The organism is Carboxylicivirga caseinilyticus (assembly GCF_050589785.1).
Taxonomy (GTDB): Bacteria; Bacteroidota; Bacteroidia; order Bacteroidales; family Marinilabiliaceae; genus Carboxylicivirga; species Carboxylicivirga caseinilyticus.
Genome location: NZ_JBNGOX010000005.1, coordinates 39530 through 57722, shown reverse-complemented (window position 1 = coordinate 57722; position 18193 = coordinate 39530). Strand labels below are relative to the sequence as shown.

The 18193-nt window shown below is 38.2% G+C and carries 15 protein-coding genes; 14 read left to right on the top strand and 1 reads right to left on the bottom strand.

Annotated elements, in window-relative coordinates; translation table 11 throughout:
- Positions 1–43 precede the first annotated feature (43 nt).
- The gene (carB, locus tag ACRD62_RS03865) at positions 44–3265 is read right to left on the bottom strand and encodes a carbamoyl-phosphate synthase (glutamine-hydrolyzing) large subunit (RefSeq protein WP_430818805.1); all 3222 of its coding nucleotides are present in this window, start codon (positions 3263–3265) and stop codon (positions 44–46) included.
- A 382-nt stretch (positions 3266–3647) separates the two neighbouring features.
- On the opposite strand from carB, the gene ACRD62_RS03860 reads away from it, so the two are divergent.
- From ACRD62_RS03860 to ACRD62_RS03795, 14 genes are all read left to right on the top strand, one after another.
- Positions 3648–4130, top strand: coding sequence for an arginine repressor (locus ACRD62_RS03860; RefSeq protein WP_430818804.1), 483 nt, complete (start codon positions 3648–3650; stop codon positions 4128–4130).
- Between the two features lie 26 nt (positions 4131–4156).
- Positions 4157–4834: a GNAT family N-acetyltransferase gene (locus tag ACRD62_RS03855; RefSeq protein WP_430818803.1), complete on the top strand. Its 678-nt coding sequence runs from the start codon at positions 4157–4159 to the stop codon at positions 4832–4834.
- A 26-nt stretch (positions 4835–4860) separates the two neighbouring features.
- Positions 4861–6078: an argininosuccinate synthase gene (locus ACRD62_RS03850; protein ID WP_430818802.1), complete on the top strand. Its 1218-nt coding sequence runs from the start codon at positions 4861–4863 to the stop codon at positions 6076–6078.
- A complete protein-coding gene (gene argC / locus ACRD62_RS03845; protein ID WP_430818801.1) occupies positions 6065–7036 on the top strand; it encodes an N-acetyl-gamma-glutamyl-phosphate reductase in 972 nt (323 codons plus the stop codon). The genes ACRD62_RS03850 and argC overlap by 14 nt, the downstream gene beginning before the upstream one ends.
- Positions 7037–7202: 166 nt before the next feature.
- On the top strand, positions 7203–8333 hold the full coding sequence (locus tag ACRD62_RS03840; RefSeq protein WP_430818800.1) for an aspartate aminotransferase family protein: 1131 nt from the start codon (positions 7203–7205) through the stop codon (positions 8331–8333).
- Between the two features lie 15 nt (positions 8334–8348).
- Positions 8349–8945 (top strand): HNH endonuclease, encoded by a 597-nt coding sequence (locus ACRD62_RS03835; RefSeq protein WP_430818799.1) that lies wholly within the window; start codon positions 8349–8351, stop codon positions 8943–8945.
- Between the two features lie 126 nt (positions 8946–9071).
- Entirely contained in the window at positions 9072–9875 is an 804-nt protein-coding gene (proC, locus tag ACRD62_RS03830; protein WP_430818798.1) for a pyrroline-5-carboxylate reductase, read from the top strand.
- Positions 9875–10978, top strand: a complete 1104-nt coding sequence (gene proB, locus ACRD62_RS03825; protein ID WP_430818797.1) for a glutamate 5-kinase — start codon at positions 9875–9877, stop codon at positions 10976–10978. Before proC ends, proB begins: the two co-directional genes overlap by 1 nt.
- A gap of 3 nt (positions 10979–10981) precedes the next feature.
- Positions 10982–12226 carry a glutamate-5-semialdehyde dehydrogenase gene (locus ACRD62_RS03820; protein ID WP_430818796.1) on the top strand — a complete coding sequence of 415 codons (1245 nt, stop codon included), beginning with the start codon at positions 10982–10984 and terminating at the stop codon, positions 12224–12226.
- Positions 12227–12324: 98 nt separating this feature from the next.
- Positions 12325–13275, top strand: a complete 951-nt coding sequence (locus ACRD62_RS03815; protein ID WP_430818795.1) for an N-acetylornithine carbamoyltransferase — start codon at positions 12325–12327, stop codon at positions 13273–13275.
- A gap of 6 nt (positions 13276–13281) precedes the next feature.
- Positions 13282–14061 carry an acetylglutamate kinase gene (gene argB, locus ACRD62_RS03810; protein WP_430818794.1) on the top strand — a complete coding sequence of 260 codons (780 nt, stop codon included), beginning with the start codon at positions 13282–13284 and terminating at the stop codon, positions 14059–14061.
- 7 nt (positions 14062–14068) lie between these two features.
- Complete coding sequence (locus ACRD62_RS03805) at positions 14069–15133, top strand: M20 family metallo-hydrolase (RefSeq protein WP_430818793.1); 1065 nt, start codon at positions 14069–14071, stop codon at positions 15131–15133.
- A gap of 172 nt (positions 15134–15305) precedes the next feature.
- Entirely contained in the window at positions 15306–16637 is a 1332-nt protein-coding gene (gene argH / locus ACRD62_RS03800; RefSeq protein ID WP_430818792.1) for an argininosuccinate lyase, read from the top strand.
- Positions 16638–16653: 16 nt separating this feature from the next.
- Entirely contained in the window at positions 16654–17994 is a 1341-nt protein-coding gene (locus ACRD62_RS03795) for a citrate/2-methylcitrate synthase (RefSeq protein ID WP_430818791.1), read from the top strand.
- Positions 17995–18193 lie beyond the last annotated feature (199 nt).

The following is an 18193-nucleotide window of genomic DNA, read 5'->3' as shown; positions in this document are numbered from 1 at the left end:
GACTGATCAATTCAGTCCCTTTCTTATGGTGATAATAAATACTCTATTTATATTCATCCCAATGCTTAATGCTAATGTGCTCTTGTCCTAATTTACAGAACGAATAGATGAAAGCACTTGCTAATCGTGCATTAGTAATCAATGGAATGTTAAAGTCGATAGCATCACGACGTATTTGGTATCCATTTTTCAACTCATCTTTAGATAAGTTTTTAGGAATATTAATTACCAAATCAATCTTCTTTTCGCGAATGAGATCGATTACGTTTGGTTTCTGATCCTGGTTTGGCCAGTATACCAATGTTGTTTCAATTCCATTCTCAGCAAAGAACTTATGAGTTCCGCCTGTTGCAAAAAGATTATAACCACGTTCTTTTAATAATGCTGCACTCTTCAATAATTCCAGTTTTGAACGCGCAGGACCGGAAGAAATCAACACATTCTTTTCAGGTACACGATATCCTACTGATAGCATTGATTGCAGAACAGCATCATAATAATTTTCACCAATACAACCTACCTCACCGGTTGATGACATATCAACACCTAATACAGGGTCGGCTTTTTGTAAACGTGCAAAAGAGAACTGAGGAGCTTTGATACCCACGTAATCCAGTTCGAAAGAACTTTTGGTAAGCTTTTCAACAGGTAGACCAAGCATAGCTCTGGTTGCCATATCGATAAGATTCACCTTTAATACTTTAGAAACAAACGGGAAGCTTCGTGAAGCACGTAAGTTACACTCAATTACTTTAATATCGTTGTCTTTTGCCAGCAACTGCATGTTGAATGGACCTGTAATATTCAAGCCTTTAGCAATCTCGCGGGCTATCTTCTTGATTCTACGAATGGTCTCAACATATAGCTTCTGAGGAGGGAATACAATAGTTGCATCACCAGAGTGTACACCGGCAAATTCGATGTGTTCACTGATTGCATATGCAATTACCTCACCGTTGTTAGCTACAGCGTCGATTTCAATCTCCTTGGCTTCTTCAATAAATTCTGAAACAACTACCGGGAATTCTTTGGATACATTGGCTGCCAGTGTTAGGAAGTGTTCCAATTCGTCTTTGTTCGAAACCACATTCATCGCAGCACCTGAAAGTACATAAGAAGGACGAACCAAAACAGGGAAGCCTACTTCATCAACAAATTTGAAAATATCGTCGATGGAAGTCAATTCACTCCAACGTGGCTGGTCAACACCTAGGTCATCCAACAGGCTTGAGAATTTCTGCCGGTTTTCAGCGCGGTCAATGTCAGTTGGAGAGGTTCCTAAAATTGGCACATTCTGACGATGTAATTTCATTGCCAGGTTATTCGGAATCTGTCCACCAACCGATACAATCACTCCTTTGGGTATTTCAAGGTCAATGATGTCCATCACTCTTTCCTGAGTCAATTCATCAAAGTATAGTCGGCTACACATATCGTAGTCGGTACTCACTGTTTCAGGGTTGTAGTTGATCATGATCGATCGGTAACCCTGAGCGTTAATTGTGTTAAGAGAGTTAACGCTACACCAGTCGAACTCAACTGATGATCCAATACGATAGGCTCCTGAACCAAGAACGATTACGGATTTTCCATCCCTTTCGTAATCAATATCATGTTCAGTTCCACTATAGGTCAGATATAAGTAATTGATTTGAGCAGGAAACTCACCTGCCATTGTATCAATTTGTTTCACAACAGGTAAAATGCCATTTGCCTTACGATATTCACGAACGGAAAGCAGACCTTTTTCCATTTCTATACCATCGGTTTTTAGAACCAAACGAGAAACCTGGAAATCAGAGAATCCCATTTTCTTGGCATTTAAAAGTTCTTCTGTTGGAAGATCTTCCAGTGTATTGTATTTTTCAAGAAGTTCTTTGTGGTCTGTGATATTCTTAAGTTTCTCAAGAAACCATTTGTCGATGCGGGTCAGGTTATGAATCTCATCGACAGACATACCTTCCTGAAGCGCTTCAGAGATAGCAAATACCCTTTGATCGGTTGGCTCAGCTAACTCTTCTTTAATATCTTTGTTTTTAAGTGGTTGATTGGCCACAAATCCGTGCATGCCCTGACCAACCATTCGAAGACCTTTTTGAATAGCTTCTTCAAAGTTTCGACCGATGGCCATGATCTCACCCACACTCTTCATGCTCGAACCAATCTGTTTCGATACACCTGTAAATTTACCTAAATCCCAACGAGGTATTTTACAAACAATGTAGTCAAGTGCAGGTTCGAAGAATGCTGTAGTTGTTTTGGTTACTGAGTTCTTCAATTCGTGAAGGCTATATCCCAAACCTAACTTAGCAGCTATAAAGGCTAATGGATAACCAGTTGCTTTAGAGGCTAAAGCACTTGAGCGAGAAAGACGGGCATTCACCTCAATAACACGATAGTCTTCTGAATAAGGATCCAACGCATACTGTACGTTACATTCTCCAACAATTCCAATGTGACGAATGATCTTAATTGCTAACTCACGAAGTTTGTGATATTCAGCATTGGATAAGGTTTGTGATGGAGCAACAACGATACTTTCACCAGTATGAATTCCCAGCGGGTCAAAGTTTTCCATGTTACAAACCGTAATACAGTTGTTGTATGCATCGCGCACTACTTCGTACTCAACCTCTTTCCAGCCTTTTAATGATTCCTCTACCAAAATCTGGTTTGAATAAGAGAAAGCATTCTCAGCACGGGCAATCAGTTCTTCTTTGTTCGAACAAAAACCGGAACCCATACCTCCTAAGGTATAGGCAGCTCTCACAATAATAGGGAATCCGATAACATCGGATGCCTTCACTGCATCTTCAATATTGGTAACCGCAATACTTATTGGGGTCTTAACATCGATTTCTTTCAATTTATTGGCGAAGATCTCACGGTCTTCTGTGTCGATAATCGATTGAACAGGTGTTCCTAAAACTTCCACATTGTATTTGGCAAGTGTACCTGCTTCATACAATTTAGTACCGCAATTTAAAGCAGTTTGTCCTCCAAAAGCCAAAAGAATACCTTCAGGCTTTTCTTTCTTCATCACTTCTTCAACGAAGTACGGTGTAACAGGCAGATAGTAAATTTTATCAGCGATACCTTCTGAAGTTTGTACGGTTGCAATGTTGGGGTTGATCAATACCGTTTCAATACCTTCTTCTTTCAGGGCTTTTAAAGCTTGAGATCCTGAATAATCAAATTCACCTGCTTCTCCGATTTTTAGCGCTCCTGAGCCCAGTACAACGACCTTCTTGACGTTCTTCTTCATTTTACAATGCAGTTTATTGTTTGCTAGCTACTTATAATTCAATTTTTATTACTCCCTCTCTTCTTACAGTTGTGTATATCTGTTTTTACTTTTTGTTGGAAAAAATTCATTTTTTATGCAAAAAAAAGCCTCAAGCTTAAAATTTGAGGTTAATTTTTGATTGATAATGAATAAAAAAAATAAAATGAATAGATATGATGTGTAAGAAAATATCGATAGAGTGCTTGTATTCAGTAGTGTTATAGTCACTTGACCACCTGTTTATTGTTTTCAAATAAAATTGTCATGCAAAAATACATAAATTTTATAAAAAACAGCTTTGAAATTAATAATTAATGAATAAATTTGCATCGACACCGAATAAATATACATTAATAGAAGAATGAAAATTAAAGCGCAACGATTATTGGCTATTAAGCATCTGGTCAGTTCGCGAAAAGTTAGTTCGCAGGAAGAGCTGGTTAGTTTGCTTGAAGAGGAAGGTTTTAAACTGACTCAGGCCACCCTATCGCGTGATTTGAAATACCTTAAGGTAGCTAAAGTGCCAGATGTTGAAACAGGATATAAATATGTAATACCTGATATTGGACAAAAGGTTGAAGCTTCCTTACCTTCGAATGAAGATTTTCCGGTAAGCGGTGTGGAATCGATGGAATTTTCAGGTCAAATGGCAATTATTAAAACACGTCCGGGATTTGCTAACGGAATAGCATCTGTTATTGACAGTCACGGACCATATGAGATATTAGGAACTATCGCGGGTGATGATACAATTTTACTCATTAGTCGTGAAGGAGTAAGTAAAACGGACGTAATCAATGCTTTATCATTGTTTATGCCAGGGTTAAAAGAAAAAACAATATAAGAAAAACAGAACAGATTAGTAAGACGATGGAGTTCAACATTTTTGTCGCACAAAAAGAACATGCCACATACGTGGATATAATTCTGGAGACCATTGCAGAAGCTGCAAAGGTTAGAGGCACTGGTATTGCCAAGCGAAATCCTGAATATATCCAAAAGAAAATTGAAGAGGGGAAGGCAATATTAGCTTTGCACGAGGGACAGTTCGCAGGTTTTTGTTACATAGAGACCTGGGGACACGAGAAGTTTGTTGCTAACTCCGGTTTGATTGTTGTTGATCGTTTTAGAGGTAATGGGCTTGCGAAAGCCATTAAAAGTAAGGCCTTTGAACTTTCAAGAACCCGATATCCACAGGCCAAATTATTTGGTCTGACGACTGGTCTTGCCGTAATGAAGATTAATTCAGATTTAGGTTACAGACCTGTTACTTTCTCTGAGTTAACGGACGATGAGATGTTCTGGAAAGGTTGTCAAACCTGTGTGAACTATGATATTTTGCTGAGAACTTCGAGAAAGCACTGTTTGTGCACAGGAATGCTTTTTGATCCTGAAAAAATGAAATCTGTAAACGAAGAAAAGCAGAAGTCAAAAAGTATGAAAAGCCGCTGGCAATCAGTGCGAGAGACATTGCAATTGAAGAAGAATAACAATAACAAAGATAACGTTCTGAATAAGTTTAAGAGAGCAATGGCTCTTTTTGTATAGTGATAAAGAAAGCTAACATTAAAAAGATGAAGGATAAAGTAGTTTTAGCGTATAGCGGAGGATTAGATACATCATTTTGTGTAAAGTACCTGACCGAGGAAAGGCAACTGGACGTGTATTCGGCTTTAGCCAATACCGGTGGTTTTTCTGAAACTGAATTAAAGGATATTGAGGGTAAAGCCTATGAATTAGGTGTAACCAAACATATTGCTTTAGATGTTACCGATCGCTATTATCAGCGCTGTATTCGTTATATGATTTATGGCAATGTGTTAAAAAATAATACTTATCCTTTATCTGTTAGCTCAGAGCGTATCTTTCAGGCTCTTGCTATTGTTGAGTATGCACGAAAAATTGGTGCTAAATACATTGCTCACGGTAGTACAGGTGCAGGTAACGACCAGGTTAGATTTGATCTGACTTTTCAGGTATTAGCTCCTGAAATTAAGGTGATCGCACCTATTCGTGAGTTGCAGTTATCACGTGAAGCTGAGATTGACTTCTTAAAAAAACGTGGAATCAATCGCGACTGGACCAAAATGGAATATTCCATTAATAAGGGTCTTTGGGGAACAAGTATTGGAGGAAAAGAAACTTTAACTTCCAATCAAACTTTACCTGAAGCGGCTTATCCAAGTCAGATGGTAAAAGATGGAGAGGAAACTTTAACCATCGATTTTGAGAAAGGTGAACTTAGTAAAATCAATGGACAGGCTTACGATAATAAAATTGATGCTATAAAAGCCATTGAAGGATTTGCTGCGCCATATGCAGTTGGCAGAGACATGCATGTGGGTGATACTATCATCGGAATTAAGGGTAGAGTAGGGTTTGAGGCTGCTGCGCCTTTAGTAATTATCAAAGCTCACCATGTGTTGGAAAAGCATGTTCTTACCAAGTGGCAAATGCATTGGAAGGAACAATTGGGTAACTGGTACGGAATGTTTTTACATGAGTCGCAATACCTGGAACCATCCATGCGCGATATTGAGAAATTCCTTGAAAGTACTCAACGAAATGTTACTGGTAAGGTTATTATCAAACTAAAACCTTATCACTTTCAGGTGGTTGGAATTGAATCAGAACATGATTTAATGAGTAGTGTATTTGGTGAGTATGGTGAAATGAATAAGGCATGGTCTGCCTCAGATGTTGAAGGATTTACCACCATCTTATCTACTCCAATGAAAATATATAACGCAGTAAATAAAGGGGAACTGAATTTAGAGGATGCAGAAGATTAAAGTTGGCATAGTTGGTGGGGCCGGTTATACCGCCGGTGAGTTGATTCGTTTACTGGTTCATCATCCACAGGCAGAAATTAGTTTTATTCAAAGTAACAGTCAGGCAGGATTGGATGTTTGTAGCATTCATGCTGATTTGATTGGAGATATTGATATGAACTTTGTTGCCGAAGTGGATTACGATAATGCAAATGTATTGTTTTTGTGTATGGGACATGGGCGTTCAAAATCGTTTGTGGATGAAATGCCTGAATCATACAAAGGTAAAATTATCGATCTGAGTAACGATTTCAGATTGAATAAAGATGCCGATGGTTTTGTGTATGGATTACCGGAGTGCAACCTTGATCAAATTAAGAAAGCGGATAAAATTGCCAATCCGGGGTGTTTTGCAACAGCCATACAATTGGCTTTGTTACCACTTGCTTCTAAAGGTTTGCTAAATGAGATTCACATACATGCCATAACAGGTTCTACAGGGGCCGGACAGGCACCAAGTGCAACCACTCATTTTAGCTGGCGTAACAACAATGCATCTGTTTATAAATCATTCTCGCATCAGCATTTAGGAGAAATTGGAGAAACCATGGTTCAGTTGCAGTCTGGTTTTGAAAAGGAAATCAACTTTGTTCCGATGCGTGGTAATTTTCCTAGAGGTATTTTGGCTTCGGTATATTTGGATTGTGACTTAAGTGAAACTGAAGCAAAGGAACTATACAGAAAGTATTACGAGCCGCATCCTTTTACCATAGTTACAGATAAAAGTCCGGATGTGAAAATGGTAGTAAATACTAATAAGGCAGTGGTGCAAGTTAAAAAACACAATAATAAAATACATATAGTAAGCGTGATCGACAACTTGCTCAAAGGGGCTTCCGGTCAGGCGGTACAAAATATGAATATTCTTTTTGGTTTGGATGAAGTAATGGGGCTACTCCTCAAACCCGTCGCATTTTAGGCAGGTTTATTTGGTTTAAATTTTTAGGTGTTCATTCTTCTTTGTATAGAGTACGACTCCATACTTGCCTGTACTGCAGACTAACGAGTCTGTGGTACAACATCCATTCCTTTTCCAACTTTTTACGATTTAATAATACTGTTAATTCATTATAAAACACAGTACTATGAAACTTTTCGACGTTTATCCGTTGTTTGATATTACTCCTGTTAAAGGATTAGACTGCTATGTGTGGGATGATCAGGGGAATAAATATCTTGATTTATACGGTGGTCATGCTGTTATTTCCATTGGACATAGTCACCCTCATTATATAGAACGCATAACAGATCAGGTTAATAAGATTGGCTTTTACAGTAATTCTGTTCAGAATCCTTTGCAAAACGAACTGGCAGAAAAATTGGGCGAAGCTTCGGGTATGCCCGATTATCAATTGTTTTTGTGTAATTCGGGTGCTGAGGCAAATGAAAATGCCTTAAAACTTGCCTCTTTTAAAACAGGACGAAGTAAGATCATTTCTTTCAAAAAAGGTTTTCATGGTCGTACTTCAGGAGCTGTTGCCATTACTGATAATCCAAAGATTGTTGCTCCATTTAATGCTGATCATCAGAAGGAAATTTTACCATTGAATGATTTGGAAGCAGTTGAAAAATCTCTTTCAAAAAATGATGTTGCAGCGGTAATAATAGAAGGTATTCAGGGTATTGGTGGTATTGTTATACCGGATGCTGGTTTTATGGAAGGATTGGAAAAGTTATGTAAAAAACATGGAACAATGCTTATTCTCGATGAGATACAATCGGGGTATGGCAGAAGTGGAAAGTTTTTTGCCTTTCAATATACCAGCTTAAAGCCAGATATGGTAACCATGGCTAAAGGTATGGGTAATGGATTTCCTGTTGGTGGGGTATTAATTTCCCCGGATATTGAGCCAAGCTATGGACTTCTCGGAACAACTTTTGGAGGGAATCACCTGGCTTGTGCAGCTTCCCTTGCTGTTTTGGAAGTTATTAAGGAAGAAAAACTGGTTGAAAATAGTTTTGAGCAAGGAAATTTATTAAAAAATGAACTTATCAAAACCAATAAATTTAAGGAAGTTAGAGGTGTTGGGTTGATGATAGGTGTTGAACTTACTTCCGAGGTAAGTAAATTAAGGAGTGGATTATTAAGAAAAAATCATATTTTTACTGGCGTTTCCGGCACAAATACAATGAGGTTATTACCTCCTCTAACACTCAAGAGGAGTCACGTAGACTATTTTATGAATAGCCTGGGTGATGCTATTGAAAGTGGTTAACTTATATTAATTTAGATGGTTAGATCATACTGGAACGAAGAATGGAAGGAATTGAAATTCGGAGAAGGCGCTTTAATGAAGCGTTACTCAATTTCAAATTATGGAAGAATAATAAGTTATATTGATAAACCTGAGGATGCCGATGTTATAAGAGGTGGAATGTTGAGAGGTTATCCAACATTACCCTTAAGGCCTTATGGTAAATCAAAAACGTTTTATGTGCATAAGCTGGTAGCCGAATTGTTTATTCCAAAAGATTCAGATGATCAGACCTTTGTAATACATAAAGATTACAATAAATCAAATAATTACATTGATAACCTGAAATGGGCTTCCAAAAAGGAGATGTTTGAACATCAACAACAAAACCCATTGGTTCTTAAAGCCAGAGAAAAACAAAAAACACGGAAAACTCAGCAAGGTCATAAGTTAACTGCAACTCAGGTGATACGATTGAAAAAGAAAATCTTTGATCCGAATCGAAAAACCCGCCTGAAGTTAATTGCCAAACAATTTGGAATTAGTGAGATGCAGTTATATCGGATAAAATCAGGTGAAAACTGGTCTCATATCAAAGTAGATATTGAAGAAGTTAAAGGCGAGAAGCATTAGTTGACCTAATAATAGTCGCCCTGATAGATCTGATTATCGATTATTTGGGAGTTTTGTGTAAATTTATAATCTCTAAAAAGGTTTTCAATTATAAATCAACACTAAGATTTCTCAAATTATCGCAACATGGAAGTAGCTAAATTAACCATTATCGGAGGAGGCAACCTGGGCTCAGCAATCGCTGCTGGTATTATTGATAAAGGATTAGTAAAACCATCTCAGTTAACCATTACACGAAGACGTATTAAGTTGTTAAGCAACTTTGCTGATCAAGGCGTAGTTGTTACAGATAATAATTTGTTGGCTACAAAAGATGCTGATGTTGTATTTCTGGCTGTTAAACCTTATCAGATAGAGGAGGTGATTGATGAGATCACTCCGGCTTTAACAAAAGAGACCATCGTTATTTCTCTGGCAACAGGCGTATCTTCAGAACAAATTGAGAAATATTGTGGAATGTCGTTGCCTATTTTCAGAGCAATGCCCAATACTGCCATTGAGATAGGTGAATCAATGACCTGTGTATCGTCGCACAATGCTACCCAAAAGCAGGAAGAAACAGTCATAGCTTTGTTTGAACAAATGGGGCAGGCACTGATTGTTCCTGAAGAATTAATGGCAGCATCAACAGTATTGGCAGCTTGTGGTATCGCCTTTGCTATGCGTTTTATCCGTGCTGCTACCCAGGGCGGTATAGAAATTGGGTTCGGCTCAAAACTGGCACTGCAGATAGCAGCCCAAACAGTAAAAGGTGCTGCAGACTTGCTTATTCAAAAAGGGAATCACCCCGAAGACGAGATTGACAAAGTTACAACCCCGCGTGGTGTAACAATTTCCGGATTGAACGAGATGGAACATCAGGGTTTCAGCTCTTCATTGATAAAAGGTTTGTTGACATCGTTTAATAAGATTGAGAATAGCAAGAAGTAATGTACTCGAAATTAACCATTAAAATAGGATCCAACGTATTAGCTAATAGTTCTGGCGGCCTTAATCAGGATAGAGTCAGTCATTTGGTGGATCAGATTGCTGCATTGCATCAATCCGGTAAAAAAATCGTTTTGGTTTCATCGGGTGCGGTGGCTTCAGCCAGAGGATTGATTAAGATGGATAAAAAACTGGATCGTGTCTCACAAAGGCAGGTGTTGTCTTCGGTTGGACAGGTTAAACTCACAAATCTTTACTCCGAATTATTTGCGAAGCATAACATTCAGGTTGCCCAGGTATTGGTGACAAAGCAGGATTTCAGAACCCGTGAGCATTATCTGAACATGAAGAATTGTGTTTCGGCACTCTGGGAAAACAATATTTTGCCAATCGTTAACGAAAATGATGCCGTTTCTGTAACAGCTTTGATGTTTACCGATAATGATGAATTGAGTGGGATGATGGCATCTATGATGGGATGTAAAGGCTTGGTTATACTATCTAATATTAACGGTATTTACAATGGTCATCCTGATGAGCCAGGATCGGTTGTGATTCAAAAGATATCAAGTAACGACGAGGATCTGAGTAAATATATCTCAACAACAAAATCTGATTTTGGCAGAGGTGGTATGTTGACGAAATGCAATATTGCCAAGAAAACTGCTTTGTCAGGGATTGATGTTCATATTGCAAACGGAACCAGAGATAATGTTTTGCTGGATTTGTTACAAAGCAATGAAACACTTGAGCATACGCATTTCGAAGCATCTGAACCAAAAACGGCAATTAAGCAATGGATGGCTTATTCTGAAGGTTTTGCTCAGGCTGAAGTAAAGATTAATAAAGGTGCTTGTGACGCACTGTATTCGCCTAAAGCAGTAAGTTTATTGCTGGCTGGAGTAGTTTCTTTTAATGGAAGCTTTAAAAAAGGTGATTTGATTCGGATTAAGAACGAAGAAAATCAGATCATCGGAATTGGTAAAGCTGCCTATGATCATAAAAAAGCAGAAGAGCATTTAAGCGATTCAAGATATAAACCTCTGGTGCATTACGATTATTTGTATTTGTATCCTGAACTAATTAACGAGCCCCAAAAGTCTTAAGCTATGTACGAAAGTTATTTTCAAAAAGTAAAAAACGCCGCCCGTAGCCTGGCAACATTAGGAGAGAAGCAGTCAGAGGCTATTTTAAGGTCTTTGAGTAAAGCATTATTGGTTGATGAGACCAGAATTTTGGAAGCTAATAAAGCTGATTTAGACAGGATGGATCCTGCTGATCCCAGATATGATCGTTTGAAACTTACATCTGAAAGACTCGAGAGTATTGCCTCTGATCTGGAAAGTGTGGCTGAATTGCCTGTTCCGGTAGGTGAAGTGCTGGAAGAAAAAGTATTGCCCAATGGTTTGAAATTAGAGAAGAAACGTGTTGCATTGGGTGTTGTTGGAATTATCTATGAATCAAGGCCTAATGTTACTGTTGATGTTTTTGCACTTTGTTTGAGATCGGGTAATGCCTGTGTGCTTAAAGGAGGTAGTGATGCCGAATATAGTAACCTCGAGCTGGTTAAGGTTATTCATAACGTGTTGCGCGATCATGGCGTTAATCCGGATATATTACAGCTATTGCCGGCCGATAGAAAGGCAACCGAAGAGTTGTTGAAAGCAGATGGTTTTGTTGATGTACTGATACCTCGTGGCTCACAGGGATTAATTAATTATGTTCGTGAGAATGCTAAGATTCCTGTGATTGAAACAGGTGCAGGCATAGTACATACTTATTTCGATGAGTCAGCGGACCTAAATGTGGGGCAACAGGTCATTTTTAATGCAAAAACACGAAGGGTGAGTGTTTGTAATGCCTTGGATTGTTTGATTCTTCATAAAAGCAGGTTAAATGATTTGCCTGTATTGGTACATCCGATGGCAAAAGAGCAAGTAGAGATTTTTGCAGACGATGCATCCCATAAAAAACTGGATGGATTATATCCAGCTGCTTTATTAAAAAAAGCTACAGAAAAGGATTTTGGCACTGAATTCCTCTCGTACAAAATGTCAATTAAAACGGTAGGAACCTTTGATGAAGCTTTGGATCATGTCTATCAATACAGTTCCAAACACAGCGAGGCAATAATTTCACAGGATGACGACAGAATTCAGCGTTACCTGAATGAGGTGGATGCAGCTGTTGTTTATGTCAATGCCAGTACGGCATTTACTGATGGTGCTCAATTTGGCTTAGGTGCCGAGATTGGAATTAGTACCCAAAAACTACATGCTCGCGGTCCGATGGCTTTGAAAGAGCTAACCAGCTATAAATGGATTGTTAGAGGAGAAGGACACATAAGAGATTAATTAAACTATAAATGATAAAGTTTAATGTAGAAAGAGTTTGTTTTTTGATAACAACTGAATACTACTCAAAACTTACAAATTAAATAAAACACACAGGGATGAGACGTTATTTAACTGTTGATGATATTGGAGATTTAAGCCAGGCTTTGAAAGAAGCGGCTGAAGTGAAAAAAAATCCTTATGCATGGGATACTTTAGGTAAGAATAAAACCATTGTGATGATTTTTTTCAATTCAAGCCTGCGCACCCGTTTAAGTACGCAGAAGGCAGCTATGAATCTTGGTATGAACGTGATAGTGTTAGACGTAAATAATGATGGCTGGAAACTGGAAACGGAATTCGGTGTGGTGATGGACGGAGATAAGCCGGAACATTTGCGTGAAGCTGTTCCTGTAATCGGACGTTATTGTGATATCATTGCTGTTCGATCGTTTGCTTCATTTGAAGACAAAAATGCCGATTATGAGGAGCGTATCCTGAATCAGTTTATTGAATTTTCTGGTGTTCCGGTTATAAGCATGGAAAGTGCAACGCGTCATCCTTTACAGGCTTTTGCTGATTTATTTACAATAGAAGAACATAAAACAAAGGCTAAGCCAAAGGTGGTTCTTACATGGGCACCACATCCCCGTGCATTGCCACAGGCAGTACCTAACTCATTTGTAGAGTGGATGAAAGAAGCAGATGTGGAATTGGTTGTGACGCATCCCGAAGGTTATGAGTTGGCACCTGAATTCAGCAATGGAGTAACCATTGAGTACGATCAGAAAAAAGCTTTTGAAGGTGCTGATTTTATATATGCTAAAAACTGGGCTTCTTATAATGAATATGGAAAGATTCTGTCGAAAGATATGAGTTGGACGGTTGATGAAGAAAAGATGGCTTTAACCAATAATGCCAAGTTCATGCACTGTTTGCCTGTTCGTCGTAATATGATTGTAACCGATGCTGTTATTGATAGTGAGAATAGTATTGTAGTTGAAGAAGCGGCCAATAGGGTGGTTTCGGCTCAGGTAGTTATAAAACGAATGCTTGAAAGTTTAAAGTAAAAACAAATGCAAGAACGCTTAACCATAGTAAAGGTAGGAGGTAAAGTGGTCGAGAATCCCGATACACTTACTTCTTTTATTAATGATTTTTCGAAGATAGCAGGAAAGAAAATTCTGGTGCATGGAGGAGGAAGATCTGCTACAGCCATTTCAGAAGCCTTGGGTATCAAAACTCAAATGGTGGATGGAAGACGTATTACTGATGCTGAAACGCTGAAGGTTGTGGTGATGGTATATGCTGGATTGGTTAATAAAAATATTGTAGCCCAATTACAATCAATGAATAAATCGGCCATCGGTCTTTGTGGTGCAGATCTGGATGTTGTACGCGCTAAAAAACGTGAGGTCAAAGATATTGACTATGGTTATGTAGGTGATGTTGTTGGAGTGAATGTTGAGCAGTTACTGGACTTAATCAACGCAGATGTAATACCTGTTGTTGCACCAATTACTCACAATGGCAAAGGTCAGCTGTTAAATACAAATGCTGATACAATGGCATCAGAGCTGGCAAAATCCTTGGCAATGGATTTTAAAGTTCAACTGGCTTTCTGCTTTGAAAAGAAAGGAGTACTGAAAGATCCTTCGGATGAGGATTCTGTTATTGAGAAGCTTGATACAGAATTATATCAGCAGTATAAAGAAGAAGGAATTATTTCCGATGGAATGATACCAAAGCTCGATAATGGCTTTGCAGCTCTTAAAAGAGGTGTTGCAGAAATTGTAATTTCCAATACCGACGGATTAAAAAATGGCTTCTCTCACGGAACCGTTTTAAAACTTTAATAATCAAATGACCCAACTGCAACAAAATACAGAAGAGGCGATAGAACTTCTAAAAAAGCTGATTGAAATTGAATCATTAAGCAGGCAGGAGGAAAAGGTTGCTGATCTGATGGCTTCGTATCTGAAATCAAAGGATTGTGAAGTTAACAGGCAAGGTAACAATGTTTGGTGTTGGGCTCAAAAGCCTGAGCCTGATAAACCAACCATTCTGCTTAATTCTCATTTGGATACTGTTAGGCCATCTGTAAAATGGACTTATGATCCTTTTTCAGCAACATTGGAGGATGATAAATTAACAGGTTTAGGTACTAATGATGCGGGAGGTCCATTGGTCGCTTTATTGTCAACTTTTCTCACACTTAAGAATACAGATCAGTCTTATAACCTGGTTTTCGCCGCCACAGCAGAAGAAGAGGTGTCGGGACAGAATGGAGTTGCTTCTATTTTGAGTGAATTAGGTAACATTGATTTGGCTGTGGTTGGAGAACCAACACAAATGCAAATGGCAGTTGCAGAAAAAGGATTGATGGTATTGGATTGTGAAGCGCATGGTAAAACAGGTCATGCAGCACGTAATGAAGGAGATAATGCTTTGTATAAAGCATTGCCCGATATTGAATGGTTCAGAACTCATCAATTTGAAAAGATATCGCCTCATCTTGGAGAAGTTAAAATGACAGTGACCCAGATTCAATGCGGAACACAGCATAATGTGGTACCAGACAGCTGTAAGTTTGTGGTTGATATTCGATTGAATGAATGTTATAGTAATAAGGAACTGCATTCAATAATTGAAAAGGAGGTGAACTGTGATGTTGTTGCAAGATCTTATCGGTTAAATAGTTCATTCATTTCTTTGGATCATCCATTGGTTCAGAAAGGAATTGAATTAGGCCGAACGTATTATGGTTCGCCAACAACATCCGATCAGGCAGTTATGCCTTTTACAACTCTTAAAATGGGCCCGGGAGATTCTGCCCGTTCTCATACACCTGATGAATACATCTATTTAAGTGAGATTCGGGAAGGAGTTGAACTCTATGTTAAGCTATTAAATGGCTTAATAGTTTAAAAGCATTACAAATTATGACAAAAGTCATAAATATTAGAAGGTTGTCTTTAATTAGTAGAAAAAAGTAAATATATTTGACGAATCGAAATAAATATGGTTTGTTTCATAACAAACAGAAACGATTTATTTATGATCTCTTTACTTTTTATCTACCATTTAATTTATGTGACTTATGAAGTTATGGGATAAAGGAATTTCGGTAAATAAAAAGATAGAAGACTTCACGGTGGGACGCGATCGTGAACTGGATGTGTTACTTGCTCCATTTGATATTATGGGAACAATTGCACACATTACTATGCTTGAGAGTGTTGGACTATTAAGTAAATCAGATCTGGATGAATTAATTCCAGTTTTAAAGGATTTGTATGTTCAGGCTGAAGAAGGACAATTTGAAATCGAAGTAGGAATCGAGGATGTTCACTCGCAAGTAGAACTATTATTGACACGTAAACTCGGGGATGTTGGTAAAAAGGTTCACAGTGGGAGATCGAGAAACGATCAGGTTCTGCTGGATTTGAAGCTTTACATCCGCCATCGGATACACGATGTAGTTATTGCTATTAACAAATTGTTTGAAGTGCTTCAGGCAAAAAGTGAAGAGCATAAGGATGTCTTAATTCCAGGATATACACATTTACAGGTGGCGATGCCATCATCATTCGGTCTATGGTTTGGTGCCTTTGCCGAAAGTTTGGTGGATGATTTGCACATGTTGGTGGCAGCCTGGAAAACAGCCAATCAAAATCCTTTAGGAGCAGCTGCAGGATATGGATCATCGTTTCCATTAAACCGTAAGTTAACAACTCGTTTGTTAGGGTTTGATGATCTGAACTACAATGTAGTGTATGCTCAAATGGGAAGAGGAAAAACGGAGAGAACGGTGGCCTATGCATTATCGTCTATTGCAACAACAGTTGGCAAACTTGCAATCGATGGTTGTATGTATACCAGTCAGAATTTTGGATTCCTTAAACTTCCTGATGAATTAACTACAGGATCGAGCATTATGCCACATAAGAAAAATCCGGATGTATTCGAGTTGTTAAGAGCCAGATGCAACCGATTGCAGGCATTGCCCGAAAGTATTGGAATGATAACTGCCAACTTACCAACTGGTTATTTCAGGGATTTACAATTGATAAAAGAACAGTTTCTTCCTGCATTTGACGAGTTAATTAACTGTTTGGAAATTGCAACATTTGCAATTCAAAACATTGAAGTGAAACAGGATGTGATGAAGGAAGAAAAATACCAGCTGGCCTTTAGCGTTGAAGAAGTTAATAAGTTGGTATTAAAAGGTATTCCTTTCAGAGATGCTTACAAACAGGTTGGAGAGCATATTCAATCAGGAAAGTTTGAGACAGATTATAAAGTAAAACATACGCACGAAGGTTCCATAGGTAACCTTTGTACCAGTGAAATAAAGAGTAAGAAAGAATTAGTAATAAGTGAATTCAGTTTCAATGAAGTAGCTGATGCTGTTGAGAAACTGGTACGTTGAAAATAAAACATTGTCTATGTCATTATATGATAAATTAGCTGAAGGTGCTGTAAAATCGAGCAATATTGATAAAGAACTTTTTGATAAGTTTAATGTAAAAAGGGGATTGCGTAATGCCGATTTTTCTGGAGTACTCGTTGGCTTAACTACAATAGGTGATGTTGTAGGCTACGACAGGGTCGATAATAAAATTACTCCGAGGGAAGGAAGATTGTATTATAGAGGTGTTGAATTGAAAGATCTTGTTAAAGGCTTTCAGAGTGCAGGTCGTCATGGGTTTGAAGAAACCGCCTATTTGCTTCTTTCTGGTCATTTGCCTACGGCCGATGATTTAAAATCTTTTGATGATTTACTAGTGGCAGAACGTGATCTACCTCCGTTCTTCTCTAAAAATATGATTCTTTCGCTTCGTGGACGTGATATCATGAATATGTTGGCACGTTCTGTTTTGGGTTTATATACTGCCGACGAAGAAGCTGAAGATTTGTCACCTACTAACCTGATTAAGCAGTCTATTAGCTTAATTGCTAAGTTTCCTGTAATTGTTGCCTATTCTTATTTTGGAATGCGTCACTCTTATCAGCGAAAATCGTTGGTGATTCGTCATCCACAGCCTGAGTTAAGTGCAGCAGAGAATTTCCTGTACATGCTGAAAGGTGAGAATTATACCAAGCTGGAAGCAGATTTATTAGATCTTTCGCTGGTAATACATGCTGAACATGGCGGGGGTAATAACTCTTCGTTCACAACACGTGTGGTTAGTTCGGCTCAAACGGATACCTATTCTGCTATTGCAGCTGCACTAGGATCGCTTAAAGGGGGGCTTCATGGTGGAGCTAACCTGAAAGTGATGGATATGATGGAAAACATTAAGGCTAATGTTTCCAATTGGGCTGATGAGCAGGAAGTGGCTGAATATCTTTTAAAAATTCTGAATAAAAAAGCATTCGACAATACAGGTAAGATTTATGGTATTGGTCATGCTATTTATACTTATTCTGATCCTCGTGCTGTTTTATTGAAAGAGAAAGCAGAGGCCTTAGCGAAAGAAAAAGGTCGATTGGATGAGTTTAATTTATATGCATCAGTTGAAAAACTGGCACCGGAAGTTTTTTATCAATTTAAAGGTGAAAATGCCAAGGTGATTTGCGCAAACGTTGACTTCTACAGTGGATTTGTATACGATTGTCTGAATATTCCAAAAGAAATTTACACTCCGATATTTGCTGTTTCTCGTATTGCCGGATGGTGTGCTCACCGCCTGGAAGAAGTATGTGGTTCAAGCAAAAGAATTATTCGACCAGCGTATAAAAATGTATTAGAATATATTCCATATCTCGAGATGGACCATAGATAAAGAATTTTGTTGATTGGGTATGAAGGGCTGTTTCAAGGGGGAGATTGAGCAGCCCTTCTTTTGTATATATATGCACCAAATCGAAAATATTGTAATATTTATACATTTGAGAATTTTATATTGGCCAAACCAACAAATAATTATTACATTTGTACCGCATAAAAAACGAAACAATATGCATGCATTTATCAAAGAGAGG